This window comes from Rheinheimera maricola (assembly GCF_016918075.2).
Classification (GTDB): Bacteria; Pseudomonadota; Gammaproteobacteria; order Enterobacterales; family Alteromonadaceae; genus Alishewanella; species Alishewanella maricola_A.
Genome location: NZ_JAERPS020000003.1, coordinates 214,657 through 239,641 on the forward strand (window position 1 = coordinate 214,657; position 24,985 = coordinate 239,641).

At 49.4% G+C, this 24,985-nt stretch carries 25 protein-coding genes, 3 tRNA genes, 1 other RNA gene and 1 pseudogene; 13 read left to right on the forward strand and 17 right to left on the reverse strand.

What is annotated here, in order from left to right; all coding sequences use genetic code 11:
- Positions 1 to 3 precede the first annotated feature (3 nt).
- A complete protein-coding gene (locus I4W93_RS09665; RefSeq protein ID WP_205311131.1) occupies positions 4 to 534 on the reverse strand; it encodes an OmpA family protein in 531 nt (176 codons plus the stop codon).
- A 359-nt stretch (positions 535 to 893) separates the two neighbouring features.
- On the opposite strand from I4W93_RS09665, the gene I4W93_RS09670 reads away from it, so the two are divergent.
- From I4W93_RS09670 to I4W93_RS09685, 4 genes are all read left to right on the forward strand, one after another.
- Positions 894 to 1,316, forward strand: coding sequence for a GreA/GreB family elongation factor (locus I4W93_RS09670; protein ID WP_205311130.1), 423 nt, complete (start codon positions 894 to 896; stop codon positions 1,314 to 1,316).
- A gap of 11 nt (positions 1,317 to 1,327) precedes the next feature.
- Positions 1,328 to 1,732, forward strand: coding sequence for a nucleoside diphosphate kinase regulator (gene rnk, locus I4W93_RS09675; protein WP_205311129.1), 405 nt, complete (start codon positions 1,328 to 1,330; stop codon positions 1,730 to 1,732).
- 123 nt (positions 1,733 to 1,855) lie between these two features.
- Complete coding sequence (locus I4W93_RS09680; RefSeq protein ID WP_205311128.1) at positions 1,856 to 2,263, forward strand: glutaredoxin family protein; 408 nt, start codon at positions 1,856 to 1,858, stop codon at positions 2,261 to 2,263.
- Positions 2,264 to 2,350: 87 nt separating this feature from the next.
- On the forward strand, positions 2,351 to 3,097 hold the full coding sequence (locus tag I4W93_RS09685) for a class I SAM-dependent DNA methyltransferase (RefSeq protein WP_280847881.1): 747 nt from the start codon (positions 2,351 to 2,353) through the stop codon (positions 3,095 to 3,097).
- Positions 3,098 to 3,146: 49 nt separating this feature from the next.
- Here the strand turns inward: I4W93_RS09685 and I4W93_RS09690 are convergent, their stop codons facing one another.
- A complete protein-coding gene (locus I4W93_RS09690) occupies positions 3,147 to 3,590 on the reverse strand; it encodes a hypothetical protein (protein WP_205311127.1) in 444 nt (147 codons plus the stop codon).
- 369 nt (positions 3,591 to 3,959) lie between these two features.
- On the opposite strand from I4W93_RS09690, the gene katG reads away from it, so the two are divergent.
- Complete coding sequence (katG, locus tag I4W93_RS09695; RefSeq protein WP_205311126.1) at positions 3,960 to 6,218, forward strand: catalase/peroxidase HPI; 2,259 nt, start codon at positions 3,960 to 3,962, stop codon at positions 6,216 to 6,218.
- Between the two features lie 50 nt (positions 6,219 to 6,268).
- On the opposite strand, the gene I4W93_RS09700 is transcribed toward katG, so the two are convergent.
- The 3 genes from I4W93_RS09700 to I4W93_RS09710 are packed head-to-tail and all read right to left on the reverse strand — an operon-like array spanning position 6,269 to position 7,861.
- Positions 6,269 to 6,787, reverse strand: a complete 519-nt coding sequence (locus I4W93_RS09700; RefSeq protein ID WP_205311125.1) for a SixA phosphatase family protein — start codon at positions 6,785 to 6,787, stop codon at positions 6,269 to 6,271.
- Positions 6,777 to 7,340: a GNAT family N-acetyltransferase gene (locus tag I4W93_RS09705; RefSeq protein ID WP_205311124.1), complete on the reverse strand. Its 564-nt coding sequence runs from the start codon at positions 7,338 to 7,340 to the stop codon at positions 6,777 to 6,779. Before I4W93_RS09705 ends, I4W93_RS09700 begins: the two co-directional genes overlap by 11 nt.
- Complete coding sequence (locus I4W93_RS09710; protein WP_205311123.1) at positions 7,340 to 7,861, reverse strand: GNAT family N-acetyltransferase; 522 nt, start codon at positions 7,859 to 7,861, stop codon at positions 7,340 to 7,342. Before I4W93_RS09710 ends, I4W93_RS09705 begins: the two co-directional genes overlap by 1 nt.
- A 248-nt stretch (positions 7,862 to 8,109) precedes the next feature.
- Here I4W93_RS09710 and I4W93_RS09715 point away from each other — a divergent pair, with 248 nt between their 5' ends.
- On the forward strand, positions 8,110 to 8,574 hold the full coding sequence (locus I4W93_RS09715) for a CreA family protein (protein WP_205311122.1): 465 nt from the start codon (positions 8,110 to 8,112) through the stop codon (positions 8,572 to 8,574).
- Between the two features lie 8 nt (positions 8,575 to 8,582).
- Here I4W93_RS09715 and I4W93_RS09720 read toward each other — a convergent pair whose 3' ends face one another.
- From I4W93_RS09720 to I4W93_RS09765, 10 genes and pseudogenes are all read right to left on the reverse strand, one after another.
- Positions 8,583 to 9,395: a PhzF family phenazine biosynthesis protein gene (locus tag I4W93_RS09720; RefSeq protein ID WP_224673366.1), complete on the reverse strand. Its 813-nt coding sequence runs from the start codon at positions 9,393 to 9,395 to the stop codon at positions 8,583 to 8,585.
- Positions 9,396 to 9,575: 180 nt separating this feature from the next.
- Positions 9,576 to 10,265: an RluA family pseudouridine synthase gene (locus I4W93_RS09725; RefSeq protein ID WP_205311120.1), complete on the reverse strand. Its 690-nt coding sequence runs from the start codon at positions 10,263 to 10,265 to the stop codon at positions 9,576 to 9,578.
- Positions 10,266 to 10,345: 80 nt separating this feature from the next.
- Positions 10,346 to 10,603: a type II toxin-antitoxin system ParD family antitoxin gene (locus I4W93_RS09730; RefSeq protein ID WP_205311119.1), complete on the reverse strand. Its 258-nt coding sequence runs from the start codon at positions 10,601 to 10,603 to the stop codon at positions 10,346 to 10,348.
- Positions 10,604 to 10,928: 325 nt separating this feature from the next.
- Positions 10,929 to 11,117 (reverse strand): annotated as a pseudogene (locus I4W93_RS09735) (HigA family addiction module antitoxin); the annotation flags it as partial.
- A 170-nt stretch (positions 11,118 to 11,287) separates the two neighbouring features.
- On the reverse strand, positions 11,288 to 14,179 hold the full coding sequence (gcvP, locus tag I4W93_RS09740; RefSeq protein ID WP_205311118.1) for an aminomethyl-transferring glycine dehydrogenase: 2,892 nt from the start codon (positions 14,177 to 14,179) through the stop codon (positions 11,288 to 11,290).
- A gap of 100 nt (positions 14,180 to 14,279) precedes the next feature.
- Positions 14,280 to 14,666: a glycine cleavage system protein GcvH gene (gene gcvH / locus I4W93_RS09745; protein ID WP_205311117.1), complete on the reverse strand. Its 387-nt coding sequence runs from the start codon at positions 14,664 to 14,666 to the stop codon at positions 14,280 to 14,282.
- A gap of 57 nt (positions 14,667 to 14,723) precedes the next feature.
- A complete protein-coding gene (gcvT, locus tag I4W93_RS09750) occupies positions 14,724 to 15,803 on the reverse strand; it encodes a glycine cleavage system aminomethyltransferase GcvT (protein ID WP_205311116.1) in 1,080 nt (359 codons plus the stop codon).
- Positions 15,804 to 15,993: 190 nt separating this feature from the next.
- Positions 15,994 to 17,217, reverse strand: coding sequence for an FAD-dependent monooxygenase (locus tag I4W93_RS09755; protein WP_205311115.1), 1,224 nt, complete (start codon positions 17,215 to 17,217; stop codon positions 15,994 to 15,996).
- A complete protein-coding gene (gene ubiH / locus I4W93_RS09760) occupies positions 17,218 to 18,402 on the reverse strand; it encodes a 2-octaprenyl-6-methoxyphenyl hydroxylase (RefSeq protein WP_205311114.1) in 1,185 nt (394 codons plus the stop codon). It abuts the gene before it with no gap.
- Complete coding sequence (locus I4W93_RS09765; RefSeq protein ID WP_205311105.1) at positions 18,403 to 18,984, reverse strand: UPF0149 family protein; 582 nt, start codon at positions 18,982 to 18,984, stop codon at positions 18,403 to 18,405.
- 195 nt (positions 18,985 to 19,179) lie between these two features.
- On the opposite strand from I4W93_RS09765, the gene ssrS reads away from it, so the two are divergent.
- The 4 genes from ssrS to serA all read left to right on the forward strand — a co-directional run bounded on the left by ssrS (position 19,180) and on the right by serA (position 22,138).
- Positions 19,180 to 19,364: non-coding RNA, 6S RNA (gene ssrS, locus I4W93_RS09770), on the forward strand.
- A gap of 37 nt (positions 19,365 to 19,401) precedes the next feature.
- On the forward strand, positions 19,402 to 20,022 hold the full coding sequence (locus I4W93_RS09775; protein ID WP_205311103.1) for a 5-formyltetrahydrofolate cyclo-ligase: 621 nt from the start codon (positions 19,402 to 19,404) through the stop codon (positions 20,020 to 20,022).
- 152 nt (positions 20,023 to 20,174) lie between these two features.
- A complete protein-coding gene (gene rpiA / locus I4W93_RS09780) occupies positions 20,175 to 20,831 on the forward strand; it encodes a ribose-5-phosphate isomerase RpiA (protein ID WP_205311102.1) in 657 nt (218 codons plus the stop codon).
- 80 nt (positions 20,832 to 20,911) lie between these two features.
- A complete protein-coding gene (serA, locus tag I4W93_RS09785) occupies positions 20,912 to 22,138 on the forward strand; it encodes a phosphoglycerate dehydrogenase (protein ID WP_205311101.1) in 1,227 nt (408 codons plus the stop codon).
- A 51-nt stretch (positions 22,139 to 22,189) separates the two neighbouring features.
- Here the strand turns inward: serA and I4W93_RS09790 are convergent, their stop codons facing one another.
- Positions 22,190 to 22,987: a DUF481 domain-containing protein gene (locus tag I4W93_RS09790; protein ID WP_205311100.1), complete on the reverse strand. Its 798-nt coding sequence runs from the start codon at positions 22,985 to 22,987 to the stop codon at positions 22,190 to 22,192.
- Between the two features lie 29 nt (positions 22,988 to 23,016).
- A complete protein-coding gene (gltX, locus tag I4W93_RS09795) occupies positions 23,017 to 24,435 on the reverse strand; it encodes a glutamate--tRNA ligase (RefSeq protein ID WP_205311099.1) in 1,419 nt (472 codons plus the stop codon).
- A 200-nt stretch (positions 24,436 to 24,635) separates the two neighbouring features.
- Here gltX and I4W93_RS09800 point away from each other — a divergent pair.
- From I4W93_RS09800 to I4W93_RS09810, 3 genes are all read left to right on the forward strand, one after another.
- A tRNA-Val gene (locus I4W93_RS09800) sits at positions 24,636 to 24,711 on the forward strand.
- Positions 24,712 to 24,736: 25 nt separating this feature from the next.
- Positions 24,737 to 24,812, forward strand: a tRNA-Val gene (locus tag I4W93_RS09805).
- A gap of 21 nt (positions 24,813 to 24,833) precedes the next feature.
- Positions 24,834 to 24,909, forward strand: a tRNA-Val gene (locus I4W93_RS09810).
- Positions 24,910 to 24,985: the final 76 nt, after the last annotated feature.

Below are 24,985 nucleotides of genomic sequence, written 5' to 3' on the forward strand. Positions count from 1 at the left end.
GCGTCAAAACGACAGCATAATCTCTATTCGCCGATTTGCAGCCTTACCTTGCAGGCTAGTATTGTCTGCTATAGGCTCCGCCGGGCCACGCCCTTGCGCTTCCAATTGCTCTGCGTTTAACCCCTGTTGTTGTAAAAACTCTTTCACCTGCTCTGCCCGCTGTTGTGACAGATTATTGTTATAAACCAATTGGCCTGAACTGTCGGTGTGCCCTAATACGGTAAGCTTGTTAAACGGCGTATTTTTCAGGATCTGTGCCACCGCACCAAGCTGCTGCTGCAATGGCTCGTTAATATGTGCGCCATCATGGGAAAACGCCGCGCTGCCGGGAAAAGTGACTTTTATTCCGCTGTCATGCTCAGACGTAACTACGCCGGCAACCGGTTGTAGTCTGGCTAAAAGCAGCGTTTGTGGCTTAGCGGTTTCAGCATTGACCACCGCTGGATTAGCGGCCGTTTCGTTGCCAGACGTGCTGGCACAGCCAACTGATAACATGGCTGCAATAGCAGCAGCGACTAGCGATAAAGTGCGCAAGGGAAAGACTCCGTTAGTTAATGTAAAATAAAGACGCACACTTTAATTCTTTCACAGCAACAAATAAATACCAGCAATTAACAATAAATGAAAATTATGCAAACATGACAGGTAATCGGGTGTCGCAATGCTATTGCTGCAGCTTGGTGCGGCGGCAATTGCATTGCAGTTTTGCGGCGAATGCATTATGGTTGCCCCATGCAAACTTACCTTAAGCCTAAGGCACTAAACTGCAAAGTTTACTGCCGGCACATTACCGCTATAGCCTGCCATTCCTAGGCCGGTTTTGCCATGCGCAAAACCGGCCTAACACCTGCTTATCACCCATACTTTTTTTGTCTCTGTAAAGCGGAGCTGTAATGTATTTTTGCTATCCGAAACAATCCAACAAGATTGTTGCCTGCACTATTGCCCAATTGGCTTGCCGGCAATTCTTTCCGCTGACCGCGCTGCAACTAAACCACATGTTGCATGCTATTGCCGACAGCAAAAATCAAAGCCGACTGCGCAGCAACGGCGGCATTCGTCCGGGCAGTACGGTTGAACTGCAAAATATTGACACTGGTGAGCAAGGCTGGCTGCAACTGGTTAATCCGGCGCAAGCAAACTATCACCAGGGCCGCATTTCGTTGTTATCGCCGCTGGGCTGCGCCTTGCCAGGTAAGACGGTTGACATGGTTATCTCGCTGCAACTGTTAGGTTATACCCTGCGCCTTCGCATACTCTCGGTGCTGTACGTTAAACACAATGTTCAGCACGACACATTAACAAGCTTAAATTAAAGGAGCTTCAAATGAATACACCCGATATCGTTTTATCTACTACCGATTATGAACGCCTGGATGCTCTGCTTGCCAAACTAAGTACAGACAGTATTGGCTATGACACCTTAAGCCAGGAGTTGGATCGCGCCAGTGTGGTGGCACCGGAGCAACTGCCGGCCAATGTGATTAGCATGAACTCCTGTGTACGTTTTCGGCTGGGTAATGGCAAAATAAGCACCTTAACCCTGGTTTACCCGAAAGACGCCGGCCAAAGCAGCAATACTATTTCGGTGTTAGCTCCGGTAGGTTGCGCCTTGCTCGGCCTGAAAACAGGCGATACCATTGTTTGGCCGTTGCCTGGCGGCGATATGTCGACCATAACAGTTGAGGACGTGGTATTCCAGCCAGAGCGTGAGGGCGCTTATCATCGTTAAGTTGCCAGGCTGCGGTTATGCTGTTAAGGCAGGCCGCAGCATAGGCATAACCGCAACGGCAATGTTACACTAGCGCAGTTGTTAGCACATTTTCCGATAAAAACTTAATCTGCAGAGTAGTCTATGCGCTTGTTTATTCGTTTATTTTTCCGCTTCGTTCGCCTTATATTAACGCCTTTTATGCTATTGGCTGAAAAGCTGACAACGCCAAAAGCCATAGTGCGCAGCGAGGCCGAACAACAAGCTGTCGATGCCGCTTGCAAGCAACTGGCACTGTATCAATTCAGCGCCTGCCCGTTTTGTATCAAAGTACGCAAAGAAATGGCCCGGCTTGGGCTGAATATTACCAAGCGCAATGCACAGCACAATCAGCAACACCGTAGCGAACTTCAAACTGCAGGCGGCAAAATTAAAGTGCCTTGCCTGCGTATCGAAACCAGAGTGGGCAATGTTGAATGGTTATACGAATCGACAGCGATTATTGCGTATTTACAGCAACGCTTTGAGCCCGGTTCGGCCTCAACAGAATAGTGATGACAGTGCAATAATGCTGCTTCGCAAAACGCGATAACTGCTATAAAATGCGCCACCCTAATTTCGTCTAAGCAGAATGCCGCGATGATGCCGTCCAATGCGTTATACACCGATTTATCCGGCTACTATGATTTAATGTGCTGCGACATCAATTACCCGGCACAAAGCAACACCGTGCACCGGCTGCATCAGTTGCTGGGTAATGGAGGCAAAAACCACCTTGATTTAGCCTGCGGCACCGGGCCGCATATCCGCCACTTTATTGATTATGGTTATCACAGTAGCGGCTTGGACTTGAACCAACCGATGCTGCAATTAGCACAGGCACGCTGCCCGGAAGCGGTGTTTATGCTGCAAAATATGTGCAGTTTTACCCTGCCACAGCCGGTTGACCTGGTGACGTGCTTTTTATATTCGATTCATTACAGCGCTAGCATCACTCAACTGCAGCACTGTATTACCAGTGTGTATACGGCGTTAAACGCGGGCGGTATATTTTGCTTTAACGCAGTAGACAAAAATAAAATATGTAACAACAGTGCAGTGCGGCATAACACTGCACACATGGGTAGCCATTTTGAGTTTGAGTCCAGCTGGTATTACAGTGGCAGTGGCGAGCAACAAGCGCTAAAGCTAAGTATTGCCAAAACCACCGCCGACATTACCCAGCAATGGCGCGACCAGCACACCATGGTGGCAATCAGCTTTGCCGAGCTTAACGCTCTGCTACAGCCCTACTTTGACGTTGAAATGCTGGCTCACGACTATGAAAAAATACAGCCATGGGATACGACAACTGGCAATGCATTGTTTGTCTGCACAAAACGGTAGCATGAAAATGCGGCTCACCATGATATAGCCGCGTTTTTATGCAGCTGTTTTAGCCCTGCGCATTAGCGGGATCAAGGTCTTTTAGCTGCTCAATTACATCGTCAGCATATTGCTCAATTCCCTGGCCAATAACAGGCGCATCATTTACCGTTTTCAGTTTGCGGATATCTTCTATACGGAACAGAATGTCGCCAGTATTCTCTTTATCTTTATACTCATGAATAACGTCGTTGGAACCCCAGTAACGTACATTCTGCAAAAAGATAAAACCACTGCTAACGCTATTATTATTGATGCTCTGCAAAAGCGGTTTGGATATTTCTGCAAAGTAGTAGTATGACTCCACATCATTACCTTCTTCAGGTACATTAAACTGTATAAATGCCCATACTTTTTCATCTTCAACGTTGTCACTTAGCGTTTTTATCTCGTTTGCAACGTTACAGCCCTGCAAAAAAACTGCGATTAATAACCCACCCACTAATTTTAACACGCTGGATCCTTTCCAATATTGTTAATAGTTGGCCGCCAATATACCTCACTCGATATTAACAATAAAATACAATCTAGCGTGGCAGTGCAGGTGCAGGTACGCGACAGCTACAGCAATATTGGAGGTTTACATTAGCCATTCATTCGAACGATGCTAACTACTAAAAAATGCTGCAGCTTATCTACCTTAATCCAGCCTAATATAGCTGCAGCAAGTAATCGAGTTTATCGATTAACACCATCGCTTTAATTCACATCAATCTATTAGCGTCTTACTATACTCTTTTCACTGTTATGCAGTTAGGACAAATATAGCTGTCTAGTCGCTGCGGCTTATAACAACCCTAGGTTAATTTAAAGGATGCGAATGATGACAAAGCAAACATTTAAAACTACAGCATTGGCAGGCATGATAAGTGTGCTGTTGCTAACTGGAACTGCCTTTGCCGACACCAAAGCGCAAATGACCAAACCAGGTGGTGCTGCTGGTAAGGGCGCAGCTCAGGTAGGCGCGGTAAGAACCAACCAATTTTGGTGGCCGGATCAACTTGATTTAACACCGCTGCGTGACCACGATGGCCGCTCTAACCCTTACGGCCCCGATTTCAATTATGCAGCAGAGTTTAACAAGCTGGACCTGGACAAGGTAAAGCAGGATATCAATGCGCTGTTAACCCAATCACAAGACTGGTGGCCGGCCGACTTTGGTAATTATGGCCCGTTCTTTATCCGTATGACCTGGCACAGCGCTGGTACTTACCGCACTCTGGACGGCCGTGGCGGCGCAGGTGGTGGCCAGCAACGGTTTGAGCCACTAAACAGTTGGCCAGACAACGGCAACCTGGATAAAGCCCGGCGGTTATTATGGCCGGTAAAACAACAATACGGCGAAGCGCTGTCATGGTCAGATTTAATGGTACTGGCCGGCAATGTCGCGCTTGAGAACATGGGCTTTAAAACCTACGGTTTTGCTGGTGGACGCGCTGACGACTGGGAACCGGATATGGTGTATTGGGGGCCGGAAGTAGAAATGCTGGCCAGCGACCGTGAAGACGCAGGCGGCAAGCTGCAACGCCCGTTAGGTGCTACCCATATGGGGCTTATTTACGTTAACCCTGAGGGGCCAAAAGGCGTACCAGACCCAATGGGCTCGGCGAAAAATATCCGTGTTGCCTTTGAACGCATGGCGATGAACGATGAAGAAACCCTGGCGCTTATTGCCGGTGGCCACACCTTTGGTAAAATGCACGGCGCGCGTAAACCCGCTGACTGTATGGGGCCGGAGCCAGCAGCAGCCGGTATTGAAGAGCAAGGCCTGGGCTGGAAAAACAAATGCGGTAAAGGCCATTCAGAAGACACCACAACCAGCGGCTTAGAAGGTGCCTGGACGCAAGCGCCAACCCAATGGACATCCTTGTATTTAAGCAACCTGCTTAACTTTGAATGGCAACAAACCCGCAGCCCTGCCGGTGCTATTCAGTGGATCCCAACCGATGAGTCATTGCATAAAATCGTGCCGGATGCCCATGTTAAAGGTAAGTTTAATCCGCCGGTGATGACCACAGCCGATTTAGCGCTGAAGTTTGACCCGGAGTATCGCAAAATCGCCGAGCGCTTCCTGGCAGATCCGGAAGAATACCGCTTAGCCTTTGCCAAAGCCTGGTACAAGCTGACCCACCGCGATATGGGGCCACCACGTAACTTTTTGGGTAAAGAAGTACCGAAAGACATCCTAATTTGGCAGGATCCTATCGACGAGAAAACTCAATCCAGCATTAAAGCCGGTGATGTTAAAACCCTTAAAGCCAGTATTTTAAAATCCGGTTTAACCGTACCTGAGTTAGTGCGTGTGGCCTGGGGCTCAGCTGCCAGCTACCGTGATACCGATATGCGTGGTGGTGCCAACGGTGCACGTATTGCCTTAGCGCCGCAAAAAGACTGGGCGGTTAACAACCCGGCCGAAACTGCTAAGGTACTTAAAGCCCTAACCGCTATTCAGGCTGATTTTAACAACAGCAGAAGAAAAGTATCGCTGGCCGATTTAATTGTGCTGGGCGGTGCAGCGGCCATTGAAAAAGCCGCCAAAGACGCTGGTTACACAGTTACGGTGCCCTTTACCCCAGGCCGTGGTGATGCCACTCAGGACATGACAGACGTTAATGCTTTTAGCCTGCTTGAGCTGACAGCAGACGGTTTCAGAAACTACTTCGACGCGGCTGCAAGCTATAAATCGCCAACTGAAATGCTGGTAGATAAAGCCGACCAACTGGACCTGAGCGTACCGGAAATGACCGTGTTGGTAGGCGGTTTACGCGCACTGGATGCTAACTATCAGGGTGCGAAGCACGGTGTGTTTACGGCTAAGCCAGGTACGCTGAATAACGATTTCTTCGTTAACCTGCTGGATATGTCCACCGTGTGGAAAAAATCTGCCACCGACGGCATATACGACGGCTTTGACCGGGCATCAGGCGACAAAAAGTGGACCGCCACTTCTGTTGATTTGGTGTTCGGCTCAAACTCTGAACTGCGTGCGGTAGCGGAAGTGTATGCTTTTAATACCTCAAAACAGAAGTTTGTCGACGACTTTATCAAAGCCTGGACCAAGGTAATGAACCTGGACCGTTAATACCGATCAAAAACATAAGGCGCTGCAACCTGAAAAGGTGCAGCGTTTTTTTATTCATATAGCTGTGCATCGCAGGTAAACGCCTGATGGCTTAACGTTACACTGCCCTGCTCAGCCAGTTCCAGCTGATACAGCAAGCTGTAATCCTGCTCTGTTAACGGCGCCATCTCAATACCACTAGCTAAGCTAACCAACTGCGGCACGGTATTGCTATGCCCGACAACCAACACCGGCTGCGACAACGCCGTTAACTGCTGCAATAACTGCTCCGGTTGACGCGGATCATAGCTGGTAACGGCCAACTTTTTGCTGCCGGCCACCGCAGCTGCGGTTTGCTGCGTCCGCTGATAGGGCGTGGCATATACTGCCGCTAACGGCACATCGGCAAAATATGCAGCCAGCGCTTGCGCCCGGGCCTGACCACAGGCCGTTAGTGCCGGATCTTTGCCATCATTTTGCTTTTCCGCGTGGCGCACCAGATAGACCGTATTGGCCACTGCGGATGAAGATAGCAGCCATATCGCTAACGACAGCCCCCCGCTCATTAACAGCTTTAAATTAACCTGCATATTCAGCTCCATTTACGCTGCTACGATACAGCACTGCATCAACATCACCCAGTGCATCGCGGTGCAAAAAGCGTTTTATAAACTGCATGCCCAGTTTGCGCATAACCCCAATAGAACCGGCATTATCCGGCATGGCTATGGCCGATAAAAACTGCACATTACCGTTGTGTGCCAGCACTGCTTCTGCCACCGCAGCCGCTGCTTCGCTGGCATAACCGCGGCCCCAATACTCACGCTTAAAACGCCAGCCAATTTCAACGTCATTCGTACTTGGTTTTTTGCTATTAAACCCCATCGGCCGTATTAATACCCAGCCCAAATAAGCATTGTCATCACTGCGCCGTACCTGCCAAATGCCATACCCCCGTTCTGTATCACGATATTGCGCCATGCGCGGCAACATCACTTCAACAATGGTTTGCATACTGGTTAGTTTACCGCCATTGATGTAGCGCATTACCTCTGCATCCTGATCCACTTCAAAAAATAACGCCGCGTCTTGCTCAGACAGCAGCGAAAAATGAAGTCTTGCTGTAGCACTTATTTGTAACATTAAGCTTCCTGTGTGATCTGAGTTAATTGCATATAACACGCCTGCTCGCCAAGGTAACTGGCCAGCGCACTTAGCGCGCTAGCTGGTAATTGGTTAACCACAACAAAACCGTGGCGCTGCCAATACGGCACCGAGCCCTGCACCGCCACCAGCGCCAGCTTGCTTAGCCCCAGGCTTAACGCATGCTGCTTTGCCATTGCCAATAATTGGCTGGCCAGCCCCAAACCACGCGCCGCCGGGCTTACCGCCATATCGTGCAAATACAGCAGCTGCGGCGCTCCAGCCGGTGCAAAAGCCGACGCCAGCGGCGTAACATAGCCATTTATTGACGGATAACTGAATAAATACCCCAGCAGCTCACCGGCGCTGCTTTCTGCCAGCCAGCAACTGCTAGCCGCCGCTTGCAAGCGCTGGCTCAAAAGTGCCGGGCTTTCATACAGTGCATCGCTGTAGCAGCTATCTTGCAGTGCCACCACTGCCGGTATATCTGCCGGCGTCATTAACCTTATACTTATCGTCATAAACTGCAATTCCTACCAAACACTACCAACCATTTCTACCTCTAAGATCCGCGCCTCACCTATCAGGTGGCTGACATGCTCGCCTGATAATTCGTTGCGTACTACCAGCCCAAAAATGATAAGTTAGCTTAGTACCATTTTACGGACCAGCACTGACATGTCCACCACTTACAGCATCAACAATGCTATGCTAATTGCCGGCCGAGAAAATGGTAGAACTACGTTAATTCCCCGAAGGAGAGCCTTTTATGCGCGCTATTTACGCTGTATTACTGCTGCTAACGCTGGCAGCTTGTGACAAAAATGAAGTGGGTGATGTATCACTCGGTGTGTTTACCACCAAGGATATTAAGCTCGATGCTATTGTCGACCCGATAGTTACCGGCGTTACTTGTCATGTCGCCAGTATCGAGGCCAACCTGGATTTATCTGATCCATCAGACAGCTCTATCGCCTGTCGGCAAACCGGCATCATCACAGCTGCGATGATTGCGCAAATAGACAAAAGTAAAAACGGCGAGGTGTTGTTTTCTAAATCAAAAAGCATCTTTTTTAAAAGCATGAAGATACGCCGTATTCTGGATGCTGAAAACCAAACCCTGATGTATCTGTCTTATTCCACCAAAGAAACCTCCGGCAGCTTTAAGCACAGCTTATCTACCGTGCCACTGTGGGGAACCCAAGCTTATGCTGCAGCGAAGGTGCAAGAATAACAGTGTACCTAAATATACGCCTTGCCTTTTAAATACAACACCGCAAAGCCTGACACCAACACTCGCTCACCGACAAGGCGGCAATATAAAATGCCGCCTCGCTGTGATGCCTGGTAAGCGACCAAATCAGATTTTGCCAGCTCTTTAGCCCAGTAAGGCGCCAACCCGGCATGAATTGACCCCGTTACCGGATCTTCATCACCGCCGTTAGCCGGCCAGAAATAGCGTGAGATAAAATCATACTCATTGTTGGTCGCACTGGCCCTTGCAGCCACAACCACATCAAACGGGGCTAATTGTTTCAGCTGTTCTGACATGTAACTCAGGCTTTTCACATCCTGCTCCGAGGCCACTATCGCAAAATAAGCCTGCCGGTTCTTGAGTACCTGAATGGGTGTTACCGAAAACCCTGCCAGTAATGCGTCCGGGATCTGTTGCGGGTCTACCTGGTCCGGGCATTGATTAGGAAAGCTCATCTCAATTCGGCCGTCGCTATGCTGCTTTACATAAAGCGAGCCGACCTTTAAGGTAATAAATTCAATTTCCCCCTGCCCGCCCAGCTGATTAAATATCACATAGGACGCTGCTAACGTGGCGTGGCCACAAAAATCAATTTCGGTTAACGGCGAAAACCAGCGAATTTCATATTGATTGGCTGATAATGCGCGGATGAAAGCAGTTTCCGACAGATTATTTTCAGCGGCAATATTTTGCATTAGCTCAGGCGCCAGCCAGTTTTTTAATGGCACCACCGCAGCTGAATTGCCTTTAAACTGCTGTTGAGTAAAAGCATCGACAATATAAATATCCAGTTCCAACACAAGCTCCTCAGGGGTTATCGCTTAAGCGACAGGTATTTCCTATCAATCAAGGTGCGCAACCAATGTTGCCGATTGTAGCTGCAGTCGCTGGCATAGTCAGCAGCTTAACCAGCAGCGGTAGAGGTTGTATTCGTAGTGCGCAGAGAACACCCGCAACCGCAGTACAAATTACTGCCGGTATTAAAAAGGGCTGACACATTGACCGTGGTATGGTTCGCCAGTTAGCGGATGCTGAAAATAGATATCACTGGCATGCAGTAATAACCGCTTCGCCAGTTGTTGGCTGGTAGCACTGTGGTACAAATCACAACCCAGGATCGGGTGGCCAATACTCAGGCTATGGATGCGCAGCTGATGGGTACGGCCGCTAAGCGGGGTAAACTGCACCAGGCTGCGCTTTGGTTCGTTTAACCGGTCTAACACTTTAAACTGACTGCTCGCCGCTTTACCGCTGCTATGGCATATTTTCACCAGCGGAAACTGGCTTTTATTTTTAGCAATAGGCGCTGTTATCAAGCCTTCGTCCGCACTCACCCAGCCTTCCAACATCGCGGTATAGCGCTTTTGTACGCTGCCATCCTGAAACTGCTTATTAAGCTGCGCCGTGGCCTGCTGCGTCAGCGCCACCAGCATAATACCCGAGGTACCAAAGTCTAACCGATGCGGTAATTTAGCCTCTGCAAATGCTGGGCTTACACCCGGCTGGCCATGTAGTAAACGAAAGTGCACCGAATCAAGATTAAGTGGGTTTTTACCGGATAAACTCAGCAGGCCTGAGGGCTTATTTATCAATAAGATGGTCTCATCCTGATATAAAACCTGTACCACATCCTCGCAGGCAGGCGCGATAAAATTATCAATAATATCCAAAAGGTTCCCGGTAACGTTAAGCAGTTTTCAAGTCCATTTTAACAGCGCCCGCAACAACAAGTCTGCGCAAAGACAAGAGTTTAGCGTGTTATATCGTCAAACAGTGTATCCAGTGCCGCCTTTGATTCAATTGCGATACCATCGCCACAGTCCAATTGATCAGTACCTACTTTTAGTTGCTCACGCAAGCGGGCCAGTTTCACTTCGTGGATCCAGTCTTCGTGGGTATCCATAAAGCGCAAAGCTTCGCGGATGACTTCACTGGCATTGTTGTAAAGGCCGCTATCGACTTTGGCTTTAATGCGCGACTCTAATTCGGGCGTCAGGGATACATGCACAATGGCCTCCAAGGGTAAACACCAACAGCAATAATGCTAGGTGCAGCTACAAAAATGTCAATCTTTGTAGTCATGCATCGGGAATTTCTAAATTTCCCTGCCGCAGTTTACTGAATCGTTTGAAATAAACGGCCATTAGTATCATAGTTATAGCGAGTTAAATTGCCTCGAACGATAGGGTCAGGATCATTGATATCTCTTCCAGCAACATTTCCCCCAAGACACTCCCCTAATGATTGTTGTACAAGGACAAACAGAAAATAACTGCCGTTATCTACTGTCTAGCAACATGAATACGCGCTATCTGGCAGAGCTATGTTTAAGTTCAAGCCGCATGAGGTGAAATATCTTTGCTGATTTGCTCACCACTTTGCTGCTCAGCCAGTTTAAGGTCGTACATCGCCTGCAAATTAAGCCAGCTTTGGGCATCGGCGCCAAAATAACGAGCCCGCCGAAGTGCTGTGTCAGCAGTGACACCGCGCTTTTCACGCACTATTTCATTGATCCGTGCCGGTGTTACCCGTAAATACTATACTGCCCTGCCCGATCGCCTATTAATCATAAAAACATATATCGATAAACTGCAAACTTGTGTTTTACACAACAAACCAGCCAGTCTTAGCTGATAAAAAACCCCGGCACGCTGGCCGGGGTTTTCGTTGTTACTACATAAACACTAACCGCTTAGCGATACGCTTCCGGGCTTGGGCATGAACAGATCAGGTTGCGGTCGCCGTATACGTCGTCGATACGGGTAACCGTTGGCCAGAACTTGTTTTCTGCAACAAAGCTTGCCGGGAAAGCAGCGTACTGACGCTCGTAGGCGCGGTCCCATGCCGGGTCGAAAATATCTTGCATGGTATGCGGTGCGTAGGCCAGTGGGTTGTTGTCTACTGTCCACTCGCCGGCTTCTACCTTGGCAATTTCGGCACGGATGGTGCTCATCGCTTCGATAAACTTATCCATTTCAGCTTTGCTTTCAGACTCGGTTGGCTCAATCATCAGCGTGCCGGCTACCGGGAAGCTCATGGTCGGTGAGTGATAGCCAAAGTCCATTAAGCGCTTGGCAATGTCCATCTCGGTAATGCCGCTGGCTTCTTTCGCCGGGCGAATGTCGATAATACATTCGTGCGCCACACGGCCGTTAGTACCGCGATAAAGCACCGGAAATAACGGATCGAGTTTCTTTGCCATGTAGTTAGCATTGAGGATGGCGTATTCGGTGGCTTGTTTTAAGCCCTCGGCGCCCATCATCGCAATGTACATCCAGCTGATTGGTAATATGCCCGCGCTACCAAAAGGTGCTGCTGATACCGCGCCATTGGTAGCGCCTGTGCCATCAATGCCAACCACCGAGTGGTTTGGCAGGAACGGCGCCAAATGGCTTTTTACACCGATAGGACCCATACCCGGGCCACCACCGCCGTGCGGAATACAGAAGGTTTTGTGCAGGTTTAAGTGCGATACGTCTGAGCCAATAAAGCCAGGTGCAGTAACACCTACCTGAGCATTCATATTGGCGCCGTCCATATACACCTGGCCGCCGTAGCTGTGAATAACGTCGCACAGTTCACGGATACTTTCTTCAAATACACCGTGGGTAGACGGATAGGTCACCATAATCGCGGCTAAACGGTCGCCTACTTCAGCAGCTTTGGCTTTTAAGTCGACCATGTCGATATTGCCGCGCTTGTCGCACTCTACCAGCACCACGTCATAGCTGGTCATGGCGGCAGTAGCCGGATTAGTACCGTGCGCTGATACCGGAATTAAACAGATATTACGATGGCCTTCGCCGCGGCTTTCGTGATACTTGCGAATAGCTACCATACCGGCGTACTCACCCTGGGCACCCGAGTTTGGCTGCATAGAGATATTGTCGTACCCGGTGATATTTACCAGCCAGTCGCCCAGCAGGTTAATCATCTCGTAGTAGCCATCTACCTGATCGCGTGGCACGAACGGGTGCAAGGAGCCAAATTCAGGCCAGGTTACCGGGATCATCTCGGCGGTGGCGTTTAGCTTCATGGTGCATGAGCCAAGCGAAATCATCGAGTGGTTAAGCGATAAGTCTTTGTTTTCCAGCTTTTTGATATAACGCAGCATCTCTGTTTCAGAGTGATACTGGTTAAATACCGGATGGCCCAGCACGCTGTCGTTGCGCACTAAATCGGCCGGAATTGACTTGCTGCCTTCTGCTACGATAGCCGCGTCAAGTGCATCCACGTTTAAGCCGTGGCCCGCGCCCAGTACGATATCAAGCAGCTCAGCAATGTCGGCGCTGGTGGTGGCTTCATTAAAGCTTACCGCTAACGAGTCGGCAACGTCGGTACGCAGGTTAACGCCGGCGGCTAAAGCACGGCTAACAACTGCGGCGCGGTCGCTTACTGTAAAGGTAACGGTATCGAACCAGTGGCTGTTTACTAACGCTACGCCTTTGGCTTGTATACCAGCGGCGAAAATATCGGCATTGCGGTGAATACGCTGCGCAATGTTTTTCAGCCCCTGCGGGCCGTGATACACCGCGTAGAACGAGGCCATATTGGCCAGTAATACCTGGGCAGTACAGATGTTTGAGTTGGCTTTTTCGCGACGGATATGTTGCTCGCGCGTTTGCATTGCCATACGCAGTGCCTGATTACCGCGACGGTCTTTCGACACACCGATAATCCGGCCCGGCATAGAACGCTTATACGCATCGCGGGTAGCGAAAAATGCGGCGTGCGGGCCGCCGTATGCCATAGGTACGCCAAAACGCTGGGCACTGCCCAATACCACATCGGCACCTAGTTGGCCTGGCGCTTTTAACAGCAACAGAGCCATAGGGTCGGTAGCAACAGCGACTATGGCTTTTTTCGCCTGTAACGCCGCGATTAACGCGCTGTCGTTACGGATATCACCGTTAGTGGTTGGGTATTGAATTAAGGCACCGAATACGTCGTGCTCAGCAGCATCCGCCGCCTTGCCGATAACGATGTCAAAACCAAACATTTCGGCGCGGGTTTTTACTACGTCGATAGTTTGTGGGTGCACATCGTCGCTAATAAAGTACAGATTCGACTTACTTTTTGTTACCCGTTTTGCCAGTGCCATAGCTTCAGCAGCGGCAGTGGCTTCATCCAGCAAGGACGCGCTAGCCAGCTCCATACCGGTTAAATCCAACGTTAATTGCTGGAAGTTTAATAACGATTCAAGGCGGCCCTGAGCAATCTCTGGCTGGTATGGGGTATACGCCGTGTACCAGCCCGGGTTTTCCAGCACGTTACGCAAAATAACATTTGGCGTTAACGTCGGGTGATAACCCATACCAATGTAAGATTTAAACATTTTGTTCTTCGCAGCAGCTTGCTTTAATACCGCCAACGCTTCGGCTTCAGTGCGCGCGGCACCGGTGGCCAGTGGTGTGGTCAGGCGGATATCTGCCGGCACCGTTTGGGCAATCAGCGTTTCCATGCTGTCTACACCCAGCTCGCTTAACATAGCAGCGGTTTCGGCTGCATCTGGGCCGATATGGCGCTGAATAAATTCGTCATGGTTCGCAAGTTGCGACAGGGTTTTCACAGCGGAGTTGGTCATGCCTTGATTGTCCTGGTAATGTTTCGTTACTGCTAAAGTTAAGCCCCGTGGCTTATTCGGTAACTAATACGGCACGGGGCTTAAATGGGTTTGCTAAGTTTTACTCGTCAATCGAGTTTTTATAGCCGTCTGCGTCTAACAAGGCTGACATTTCAGCTTCATCAGACAGTTTAATTTTAAACATCCAACCATCTTCATACGGGTTGCTGTTTACCAGCTCTGGTGAATCGGCTAAGGCTTCATTTACTTCAACAATTTCACCTGACAATGGTGCATAGATATCAGAAGCGGCTTTGACCGATTCAGCTACGGCGCAATCTTCGCCCTGCGTTACGCTATCACCTACTTCTGGCAGTTCAACAAACACCATATCGCCCAGCAGGCCCTGAGCATGTTCAGTAATACCTACAGTGTAAACACCGTTACCTTCATCGCGCACCCACTCGTGGCTGCTGGCGTATTTTAAATTGTTAGGAATTGAGCTCATTGTTTAATCCTTAGCAAGTGCTTTTTATTTAATCTGGTTTTTAATCACTGTCACAGTTTAGATGACTTTCTTGCCCATGCGCACGAAAGCAGGTTTAACTACGTTAACCGGTACCATCTTGCCGCGAATATCTACTTCAGCCGTGTCGCCCACCGTGGCAGGAACCCGGGCCATAGCAATACTGTAGCCAAGTGTAGGAGAGAAAGTACCTGAGGTTATTTCACCCTCACCGCCTTCTACCACAACACGCTGGCCATGGCGTAATACGCCTTTAGTTTCCATAACCAGGCCAACCAGCTTGAAGGTACCTTCGGCTTTATGCTGCTCTAACGCTTTGCGGCCGATAAAGTTACGATCTTCCGGTGCCCAAACGATGGTCCAGCCCATATTGGCCGCCAGCGGCGATACGGTTTCGTCCATATCCTGGCCGTATAAATTCATACCGGCTTCTAAACGTAAGGTGTCACGCGCACCTAAACCGGCCGGAGCCACACCAGCGTCCAGCAGCTTTTGCCAAAAATCGGCCGCCTGCTCATTTGGCAGCGCAATTTCGTAACCGTCTTCACCGGTGTAGCCGGTGGTGGCAATAAACAAGTCGCCAGCCTGCACACCAAAAAATGGCTTCATACCCGCTACAGCAGCTTGTTGTTCTTCGCTAAATAGGCTACCAACTTTGGCTTTGGCATTCGGGCCTTGCACCGCAATCATGGCAAACTCTGGCCGTTCTGTTACCGATACAGCAAAAGCTGCGGCTTCTTTATTAATGTGAGCTAAATCTTTTTCGCGAGTGGCCGAGTTAACTACCAGGCGGAAAAAGTCTTCCTGCAGAAAATATACAATTAAATCGTCAATTACGCCGCCGGTTTCATTTAACATGCCGCTATACAGTGCTTTTCCCGGCACAGTAAGTTTAGCCACGTCGTTGGCGAGCAAGTAGCGCAAAAAGGTACGCGTTTGCGCGCCTTTCAAATCTACTATAGTCATGTGAGAAACGTCGAACATACCGGCGTCGCGGCGCACCGCGTGGTGTTCTTCGATTTGTGAGCCGTAATTAATTGGCATGTCCCAGCCAAAGAAGTCGACCATTTTGGCACCGGCTTCCAGGTGTTTGCCATGTAACGCAGTTTGATTGGCCATTGCTATTTCCTGCTTATTGTTAGGCCCGCAAGGCGCCGGTAATTCAGCGCTACAGCATAGTTTTATGACAACTTATGCAGTATCAGCGGATAAAAAGGCAGCCGGATTATAACGCAAGGCAACGCCGGCCAACAGCCCCTGATCAATTAGTTTTTGTAATGCGACAAGCCTAATTACTAAAAAAACTAACTCAAGCAAGGTCGCGTGTTTTTGCCTGCGGCTGAGCCAGTTTCGGCAGGTCGCCAGTGTTACCAAGGGCTGCAGCAATGATCTTACTTTTTAGCCACGGTAATTGGTTCATACTGCTCATACCCACAGCTCTTACCAGCTTTAATAACGGCTGCTTATTGCTGAAACCACGTTTAAAAACTTCCATTACACCGATCAGCGTTTGTGCCTCAGCTTTGCGCCAACGCTCGTAGCGGCGCAATAGTCTAGCTTCGCTGAAGTCTTTATTTTCGGCTACAGCCGCACTTATTAGTTCTGCTAATGCAGCAACGTCCATCAGGCCTAAATTCATGCCCTGCCCCGCCAGTGGATGTATGCTGTGGGCAGCATCCGCCACCAATACCACTCGACCGCACAGCCAGCTGCTGGCATAACGCATTTTAAGCTCAAAAGCGCTGGGTTTGGTTTGCAGTTGCAGCACGCCCAGCACACTGTTACTGGCCGCGGTAAGTGCCTGATTAAACTCTTGCTCTGGCAGAGCTAACAGCTGTGCTGCCCGCTCTGTGGTACAACTCCACACAATAGAGCACATGTTGCTTTCGGGCAACGGCAGCAGTGCCAGAGGGCCGCTGGGCAAAAATACCTGCCTTGCCGTTGCCAAATGTGGCTGCGATGTTTTAACGCTGGCTACCAGTGCCTGCTGCTCGTAATCCCAGTGCGTGAGTGGTAATTGCGTTGCACGCCTTACATGAGAGTTAACGCCATCGGCACCTACGAGTAGACGGCTTAACAATATCTGTTGCTGATTAATATTTACCAACACATCACGCTCGCTTTGCTGCAAGCTGTTTATTGTGCAGTTGAATTCACACCGGACGTTGCTATGCACTTTAAGCTGTTGGTACAACGCCAAACGAATTTGCTCGTTGTCGCAAATCCAGCCTAATTGAGCTAAGCGCTCGCTGGCGGCATCAAATTCGATGCGGGCAAAGCTGTCAGCATCCCATACCTGCATGTGGCTGTAAGCTTGCGCGGTAGCAGCAATAGCTGGCCAAGCTCCAAGATGGCTAAGCAGGCGCTGAGAGGCCAAATTTAGGGCGCTAACGCGCTGATGATTAACCTTGCTAACACTAGGCGCACTGCCTTGCTCCAGTACTACAATATCCAGGCCCAGTGGCGCCAGCAGCAGTGCCAGCGTAAGGCCGGCACTGCCGGCGCCAACAATAGTGATATCGACATTTTGCATTTAGCTGCGTAGCCCCATTGCATGCTCGGCCAGCGGCCGCTTGATGTCATCGAATAATGTCATGGTTAGTAAACCGATATTGCGCAGCAGTGCCACACTACGTGAGCGGTTTGAAAACAGCCGCACCAGTGAGTCGGTGGCGGTACTGACAACATCCAAGTCTTTTTGCCTAGCCTGCTCATAGGCGCGCAGCATGCTATAACCGCCAATATCCGCCGACTGGCTGCTGACTTGCCAAACCAATTCGGCAATATCACGCAGAGCCAGGTTAAACCCCTGGCCTGCAATTGGGTGTAAATTATGCAAACTGTTGCCCAGCAGTGCTACGCGATGGCGTACAATTTCGCCACTCAGGCGTAAACTTAGTGGATAACAAACGCGCTTGCCGGTGGCGTTAAACACCCCGGCACGATAGCCGAATGCTTGTTGCACATGTGCAACAAACGCTTGATCATCCAACTGCATAATGTGCTCAACTGCAGTGTCGTCAACAGTGTATACCAGTGAATAGCGCTGATCCGGTAACGGCAACAAGGCGATAGGCCCCTGCTCGGTGAAGCGCTCATACGCATTCTGCTGGTGGCGTTGCTTCAGAGCCAGATTAGCGATAATTGCATGTTGCTGATATGAGCGTTCTTGCACGGTAAAACCTGCCAGAGCCCGGCTTTGCGATTGTCCACCTTCGGCAATCAGCAGCAATCTTGTATCTAGAGTACGGCCATCGGCTAATGTCAGTTGTTGCCGATCTTGCTGGGGCACAATACAACTAATATTGGCTGGCGCAAAACGACTTAGCGAGGCTTTACCGGCGAGTTTTTTTGCCAATAAAGCTCCCAAACGCTCGACTTCTACTACATAGCCCAGCGCTTTTTGCCGGTATTCTTCAGCTGTTAGGGTGGCTTTGGCAAAATGGCCGCGGTCAGAAACATGAATTTGTGCAATGCCACAGGCCTGCGGCTCCAATTCAGCCCACAAGCCCCAGTGCTGTAACAACGCGGCACTGCCTGCAGCCAGCGCTATACTGCGGCTGTCAAAGCTAACCTGGCTAACGCTGTCGGCTTGCTGCTCGATAATCGCCAGCTTTAGTTCCGGCTTAGCCTGAAGCAACGCCCACGCCAGCGTACTCCCTGCCATACCGCCACCGGCAATAACAATATCGAACTGCGGCTCAGTTGGCTTACTCATTTAATGTAATGTCTTATTACTTACCGGCTTAGCACCGAACTTTTGTCCCACTTCGGTATAGCAAGCCAGCGCCATCATGCGGATATGCTCTAACACCAGAAAATAGGCTTCTTCGTTTTCTTCGCTACTGCCATCATCCGTAGTATGGATGTCAATGCGGGTTACTTCGCTTAATTGATCCAATGCTTCTCGCACATCGTCAGATACCAGAGATAAATCTGTCTGCTGCACAGCAAAACCAACTAAAAATGCCTGTGTCCATTCCACCATGGCATCTAAACGCTCTGGCAAACTGTCGTCGTCGCTGGGCAATAGCAAGGCAAAATTAAAGTCATGCTCTGCCAGTGATTTACCCGTGACGTCAATCAGGTTCACCACATGCTGCTTCACATCTAATGACAGTGCCTGACCGTCGTTAAGAAAATCTTGTATTACCGGTAACAGTTGCTGGGCGTCAGCTGCAACACCAGCGCTGAGCAAGCCGGCAATTAAGCCATGCACTTCTGCCGCCGAAGCCATTACATAGGCCTGGTCTAACGTATAAGTCCATTCATCGTAGGAGAGTATAAAAGAGCTGCTCATATAACCATTCGTACCGTGTTTACTTGCCTTTATGCTACCACTGCAGTGAAAAAGCGCCAACTTTCGCGCTGCAGTTTTAACAACGGTGTAAAGCGTAAACAAAAGTTGCTGTAAAACCATGCAACTAACCTAAGTTGACGTAAAACTGCGATGAATAACCTTATACAGAGCAAAGGGCGGTGTTATACTCAAGTCTGTTCTCTGGATTGTTGGTGATCAGGTGGATGTCCCTGAGCCGATAATTGTTTTTACCCAGGGATTCTTCTGCGCTGCCAGTGTGCAAGCCCGGCCCGTACCGGGAAGCCTGAGGTCGCCAATTGACTCCCGCCTTGAACCTATGGTTCAAGGGCTAACACCAGACACGGCAATTTGGAGAACCCCTTTTTTTCTATCCTGCTTCAGGCATACTGAAGCGCTATGACTACCACAACGCATTTTATCTCCGTGCCAGATAACACTATCAAGCGCCAACAATTACGCCAGCAAGTACGCCAACGTCGCCAGCAATTGAGCCCGGCCACGCAGCAACAGGCTGCACTAGATTTAGTCACTCAAACCATGGCATTAGCCGATGTACAGCGCAGCCAGCATATTGCCTTGTATTTAGCTAATGACGGCGAGCTGGACACCTACCCATTAATTCAAACACTGTGGCAACAAGGTAAAAGCGTGTATTTGCCGGTGCTGCATCTGTTTGTTGCCGGTTATTTGCTGTTCGTGCGCTACGATAAAAACACGCTGCTGTACCCGAATAAATTCGGCATACCCGAGCCCTTGCCTGCCTGCCACCTGTTAATGCCGCTGCAGCAACTGGATATTATTTTTACGCCCTTGGTTGCCTTTGATGCTGCCGGGAACCGCCTGGGTATGGGTGGCGGTTTTTATGATCGCACCCTGTCGCAACTGCCGCCTGACAGCCCTTGCCGGGTTATTGGCTTGGCACATAGCTGCCAGCAGGTTGATGCCGTGCCGGGTGAAGCCTGGGATATTCCGCTTAAACAGATTATTACGCCGACAAAACATTGGGTGTTTGCTTGAATCCGGCCACAATACCCGCTCTGGCCTCCTCATTCGAACCATCATATTTCGAGCAGCAAACAGTTTTCGCCTTTTTCTGCTTTTACCCTTTTGTCGGCAGGCCCTTTCGATATAATATCCATCTGTATGGCTAAACGAATTTGGATCAGCTGATGACACAAGATGAAATGAAAAAAAATGCCGCCTGGGCTGCACTGGAGTTTATTCCACGTAATACTGTGGTTGGCGTGGGCACCGGCTCTACCGTGAATCATTTTATCGATGCGCTGGCCAGCATTAAACATGACATTACTGGGGCTGTGTCCAGCTCAGTACAATCTACCGAAAAACTCAAAGCCCTGGGCATAGCGGTGTTAGATTTAAACAGTATCGACAGCTTTAGCGTTTATGTTGACGGTGCCGATGAAATTAACGCGCATAAACATATGATAAAAGGCGGCGGTGCGGCCCTTACCCGAGAAAAAATTGTTGCTGCCGTTGCTGAGCGCTTTATTTGTATTGTCGACGAAACCAAGCAGGTTGCGGTATTAGGTAAGTTTCCACTGCCGGTAGAAGTTATACCCATGGCTGCCGCTTATGTGGCGCGCGAGCTGACAAAACTGGGGGGCCGCCCGGTATTACGCGATGGAGTTACTACAGACAACGGCAATGTGATCCTGGATGTACACGATTTAGCCATCAGCAAGCCTGCTGATCTTGAGCAAAAAATTAATAACATTGTCGGCGTAGTCACTAACGGTATCTTCGCACAGCGCGCTGCCGATATGGTATTAGTGGGCACAGCACAAGGCACACAAGTTATCCGCTGATAAAGCAGTTCAAGGCCACGAAACACTATAATAAGAATAACTAACTGATTTTATTTTTAAATTTAATGAAGAGATGTGACATGGAAAAATTTTCACTGGCCAAAGACAAAATAAAAATACTGCTACTGGAAGGTTTGCACCAAAGTGCGGTGCAAAGCTTTAAAAATCAGGGCTACAGCAATATTGAGTATGTAAAAACCTCACTACCTGAAGACGAGTTGATAGAGCGCATTAAAGATGTGCATTTTATCGGTATCCGCTCGCGCACCCAACTGACCGAAAAAGTGCTGGATGCTGCCGGCAAGCTGGTCGCCATCGGCTGCTTTTGTATCGGCACCAACCAGGTCGATTTGTCTGCCGCATTAAAACGGGCCATACCGGTATTTAATGCCCCCTTCTCCAATACCCGTTCGGTAGCCGAACTGGTACTGGGCGAAATTATTATGCTTCTGCGTGGTATTCCGCAGCGCTCTACCGCGGCTCATCGTGGCGAGTGGCAAAAAACCGCGAATAACTCCTTTGAGGCGCGTGGTAAAACCCTCGGCATTATCGGCTATGGCCATATTGGCACTCAGCTGAGCATCATGGCCGAAAATATCGGTATGCGGGTGCAGTTTTACGATATCGAAGACAAGCTGATACTGGGTAATGCCAGCCAGGTTAACTTTGGCACCTTACTGAAAACCTCGGATGTTATTACCTTGCATGTACCGGAAACGCCGCAGACCAAGAATATGATAGGTGAAGCCGAGCTGGAACTGATGAAACCAGGCAGTATCCTTATTAATGCCTCGCGCGGCACTGTAGTCGATATCGATGCGTTAACAGAAGCACTACGCAGCAAAAAGCTGGCCGGTGCCGCCATTGATGTGTTCCCAACCGAGCCCAAAGGCAACGATGAAGAATTTATCTCGCCACTGCGTGAATTTGATAATGTGATCTTAACCCCACACATTGGCGGCTCTACTCAGGAAGCACAGGAAAATATCGGCTTTGAAGTCGCCGGCAAGCTGGTGAAATACAGCGACAACGGCTCTACCCTGTCGGCAGTCAACTTCCCGGAAGTATCACTACCAGAGCACAAAGGCCGCTCACGCTTGCTGCACATTCATAAAAACCAGCCAGGCGTGCTGACAAAGATTAACGAAGCCTTTGCCAAACACAATATCAACATCGCTGGCCAATACCTGCAAACCAATGCCGATATCGGTTATGTGGTGATTGATATTGATTCTGACGATGTCGAGCAGGCATTAAATGAACTGCGGGCAATACCCGCCACATTGCGGGCGCGAGTGTTGCATTAAGCCATTCCAGCAGTGCTGACAATAAAAAGCCGGTGTCAAACCGGCTTTTTATTAAAAGGTATACACCAGAGATGCTGAGGTTTCAGAATCTGTGCTTTCCAGCGCCCCCTCTGGCCTGGAATTATATTTCACGATAAAGTTAAACCGCATCGACAAGCTGTCAGCAATTTTTGCTGTAATACTGCTGCGACTTAGCAAGGTGGAGTTTTCGCCGTTCATCGACATGGTACTTTCCAGTGTTTGCCGGAATTTACTGCTGCTGGTTAGTTGGTAATCAATATTGGCCGCAAGATACCAGATTAAGCCGGTATTGGTATTGCCCGCAGCCGATTTCTGATGGCCAAAACCAGGGCCAGTTTCAATATCGACATAATCAGTTTGCTTTTCATACAAGCGATTACCATAACCCACCACTAACGACGCCTGCTCTTTAAAGGCACCAAATTTGTCACGTAAAAAAGCGCCACGACCAAAGATAGTTTGACGACCAGTAACAATTTTGTAATTGCTCTGGCCGCTAAAACCATAACGACTCGCCGTAGTTACCTTGCTTTTCTCACCGCTACTCGCGTTCAAAATGTTATTTTTTTGCAACATACTTTGCACCTGATAGCGGTTACGGAAGTATTCCAACTCGTGCACAAGTTCACTGTTAGCTCTGATAGCAAAGGAGTCGGTATTACCTGAAGCCCACAAAAATCCTAGCTCAACATCGCCCGTTACGGTGCCAAAAAAACCAATCGGCTGCAGCGGCTCCTCAATGTCAGGTAAGCTATCTGATTCATTGGCCTGTGCTGTCAGCAAACACAGGCCTAGCATTACGCTAACACTTTTAAAAAAATCAGCCATTGTTCGCGTTAGTCACTCCCATAGCGCGGTTATTGCTCTGTTTCTGCAGCCCGTTGCTGCACCCAAACTATAGCTTGCTGTAGCCGTTGTAGGCTGCGGTTTTTACCAATTAATGCAAGGGTAATATCTAATGCTGGCGAATTGCCGCCGCCAGTCACCGCTACCCGCAATGGCATACCAATTTTACCCATGCCCACGCCCAACTGCTCAGCAGTGGTATTAATGACCTGATGAATAGCGGCTTGATCCCACTGCGCCAACGCTGCGAGGTTAGCCGCAACCGCTTGTAAAGGTTCTAACGCCACCGGCCGTAAATGCTTTTTCGCAGCATCGGCGTCAAATTGGCTGAAATCTTCATAAAAATAGCGGCTAACTTCAACCATTTCTTTAAGCGTTTTTACCCGCTCAGCCTGAGCATTAACCAACTCAGTTAGCGCTGGACCGTTGCTGGTATCCAGTTTTTGTTCAGCAATATGCCATTGCAACTGCGCGGCTACCTGCTCTGGCGGCAGGGTTTTCATATAATGCTGATTTAACCAAATTAACTTGTCGGTATTAAACGCCGACGGCGCCCGATTACAGCTATCGAGGTCGAATAACTGAATCAGCTCGTCTTTGCTAAAAATTTCCTGGTCGCCATGTGACCAGCCCAAACGCACCAAATAGTTAAGCAAGGCTTCTGGCAAAAAGCCGTTGTCACGATACTGCATAACACCAACCGCGCCATGACGCTTAGACAAGCGCTTGCCGTCATCACCCAATATCATCGGCACATGGGCGTATTTTGGGATGTCAGCGCCCAGCGCCGCCAGAATATTCATTTGCCGTGGTGTGTTATTTACATGGTCATCGCCACGGATTACATGGGTAATACCCATTTTCCAGTCATCAACCACTACCGTCAGGTTATAGGTTGGCGTGCCGTCGCTGCGGGCAATAATTAAATCGTCCAGCTCGCTGTTAGCAATTTCAATGCGACCTTTAATTAAATCGTCAATGACTACAGTGCCGCTTTGCGGGTTTTTAAAGCGAATGACGAAGGGTTTATCTGCCGGATGATCAGTGCGGTCGCGCCACATCCCGTTATAGCGCGGTTTTTCGCCGGCGGCCGTTTGCGCTTCGCGCATGGCATCGACTTCTTCTATGCTGCAAAAACACTTGTAAGCTTTGCCCTCTGCCACCAGTTGCGCAACCACTTCTTTGTATAAATCAAAACGCTTTGTTTGATAGTACGGGCCTTCGTCGTAGTCCAGTCCAAGCCAGGTCATGCCCTCTAAGATGGCATCAACTGATGCTTGGGTAGAACGCTCTAAGTCGGTATCTTCAATACGCAGAATAAATTTTCCGCCCTTCTTTTTCGCATATAACCAGCTGAATAAGGCGGTACGGGCACCACCAACGTGTAAATAACCGGTTGGGCTTGGCGCAAAACGGGTAACAAGAGACATAGTTTATCCATCACAGTGCAATAATGGCCGCTATTGTAACAATGCAGGACGCCGGATGCACCCGCTAAGGCATCACCACCGCATCTGTTTTGTGTTAAATCACACAGGAGTGTTTACTTTTACAGCAAGCAAACCATAATTGCCAAAATAATGTTGACAGCTTTTTCATGCTCCCTATAATGAGCGCCATCAAACAGCGTGGATTGTTAGCTCAGCTGGGAGAGCACCGCCCTTACAAGGCGGGGGTCACTGGTTCGAACCCAGTACAATCCACCAATTTGATGTAGAAGACTTTTCCCATGGATTGTTAGCTCAGCTGGGAGAGCATCGCCCTTACAAGGCGGGGGTCACTGGTTCGAACCCAGTACAATCCACCAAAACTTTTTTGATACTCCCATGGATTGTTAGCTCAGCTGGGAGAGCACCGCCCTTACAAGGCGGGGGTCACTGGTTCGAACCCAGTACAATCCACCACCTCCTAGTACACAAATCATAGCAAAGCAGCACCCGCTCTTTACTAAGACACGGTTGCCACTAGCTCAACCCAGTA

Bases quoted from the DNA above. Each gene is read 5' to 3' on its own strand.
- I4W93_RS09670 (WP_205311130.1), top strand. From the start codon at position 894: ATGTATTTTTGCTATCCGAAACAATCCAACAAGATTGTTGCCTGCACT.
- rnk (WP_205311129.1), top strand. From the start codon at position 1,328: ATGAATACACCCGATATCGTTTTATCTACTACCGATTATGAACGCCTG.
- I4W93_RS09680 (WP_205311128.1), top strand. From the start codon at position 1,856: ATGCGCTTGTTTATTCGTTTATTTTTCCGCTTCGTTCGCCTTATATTA.
- I4W93_RS09685 (WP_280847881.1), top strand. From the start codon at position 2,351: ATGATGCCGTCCAATGCGTTATACACCGATTTATCCGGCTACTATGAT.
- katG (WP_205311126.1), top strand. From the start codon at position 3,960: ATGACAAAGCAAACATTTAAAACTACAGCATTGGCAGGCATGATAAGT.
- I4W93_RS09700 (WP_205311125.1), bottom strand. From the start codon at position 6,787: ATGCAGGTTAATTTAAAGCTGTTAATGAGCGGGGGGCTGTCGTTAGCG.
- I4W93_RS09705 (WP_205311124.1), bottom strand. From the start codon at position 7,340: ATGTTACAAATAAGTGCTACAGCAAGACTTCATTTTTCGCTGCTGTCT.
- I4W93_RS09710 (WP_205311123.1), bottom strand. From the start codon at position 7,861: ATGACGATAAGTATAAGGTTAATGACGCCGGCAGATATACCGGCAGTG.
- I4W93_RS09715 (WP_205311122.1), top strand. From the start codon at position 8,110: ATGCGCGCTATTTACGCTGTATTACTGCTGCTAACGCTGGCAGCTTGT.
- gcvP (WP_205311118.1), bottom strand. From the start codon at position 14,179: ATGACCAACTCCGCTGTGAAAACCCTGTCGCAACTTGCGAACCATGAC.
- gcvH (WP_205311117.1), bottom strand. From the start codon at position 14,666: ATGAGCTCAATTCCTAACAATTTAAAATACGCCAGCAGCCACGAGTGG.
- gcvT (WP_205311116.1), bottom strand. From the start codon at position 15,803: ATGGCCAATCAAACTGCGTTACATGGCAAACACCTGGAAGCCGGTGCC.
- I4W93_RS09755 (WP_205311115.1), bottom strand. From the start codon at position 17,217: ATGCAAAATGTCGATATCACTATTGTTGGCGCCGGCAGTGCCGGCCTT.
- ubiH (WP_205311114.1), bottom strand. From the start codon at position 18,402: ATGAGTAAGCCAACTGAGCCGCAGTTCGATATTGTTATTGCCGGTGGC.
- I4W93_RS09765 (WP_205311105.1), bottom strand. From the start codon at position 18,984: ATGAGCAGCTCTTTTATACTCTCCTACGATGAATGGACTTATACGTTA.
- I4W93_RS09775 (WP_205311103.1), top strand. From the start codon at position 19,402: ATGACTACCACAACGCATTTTATCTCCGTGCCAGATAACACTATCAAG.
- rpiA (WP_205311102.1), top strand. From the start codon at position 20,175: ATGACACAAGATGAAATGAAAAAAAATGCCGCCTGGGCTGCACTGGAG.
- serA (WP_205311101.1), top strand. From the start codon at position 20,912: ATGGAAAAATTTTCACTGGCCAAAGACAAAATAAAAATACTGCTACTG.
- I4W93_RS09790 (WP_205311100.1), bottom strand. From the start codon at position 22,987: ATGGCTGATTTTTTTAAAAGTGTTAGCGTAATGCTAGGCCTGTGTTTG.
- gltX (WP_205311099.1), bottom strand. From the start codon at position 24,435: ATGTCTCTTGTTACCCGTTTTGCGCCAAGCCCAACCGGTTATTTACAC.